Source organism: Pseudoalteromonas phenolica, assembly GCF_005876835.1.
Taxonomy (GTDB): domain Bacteria; phylum Pseudomonadota; class Gammaproteobacteria; order Enterobacterales; family Alteromonadaceae; genus Pseudoalteromonas; species Pseudoalteromonas phenolica_B.
Window position 1 is genome coordinate 1 of record NZ_PPSW01000044.1, and the last position, 626, is coordinate 626.

1 protein-coding gene is annotated in these 626 nt (G+C 45.5%); it reads left to right on the forward strand.

Annotated elements, in window-relative coordinates; genetic code table 11:
• Positions 1-626 (forward strand): SdrD B-like domain-containing protein (locus C1E24_RS19485; protein WP_206078146.1); only part of this gene is annotated, 626 nt, incomplete at both ends.

Here is a 626-nt window from a genome sequence, read left to right on the forward strand (position 1 = left end):
CGCACTACTGATGTTAATGGTCAGTACACGTTTGCAGACTTAACAGAAGCAAACAAAGATGGTTACAGCGTGACAGCGACACAGTCTGGCTTGGTAAATCATTTAGACGGTAAAGACTACTTGGTTGTGGGCACAAGCAGCACAGAATCGCAAACGGCAAGTAATACAGTTGTGGTTGATCTAACGGTTAATACACGCTCAGCAACCGTGGACTTTACAGAGCAACTAGGCACAATTCCTTATTCGATCTCAGGTCGCGTATTCCTAGATACGTTACAAGATGGTGAACTAGAAGCCGCTGAGCTTGATAAAGCGCTTGAAAACATCACAGTGACCCTGACAGGTAAAGACAAGTTCGGTCGTGCGGTGTCACTAACGCGCACAACAGATGCTAATGGCCAGTACACGTTTGCAGATTTAACCGAAGCGAATGCTGATGGTTACAGCGTGACAGCGACACAGTCAGGTCTGACAAATCACCTAGACGGTAAAGAGTACTTGGTTATTGGTGCAAATCGCACTGGATCGCAAACTGCAAACAATACGGTTGTGGTTGATTTAACTGCAAATACACGTTCAGCAATCGTGGACTTCACTGAGCAACTAGGCACAATTCCTTATTCGAT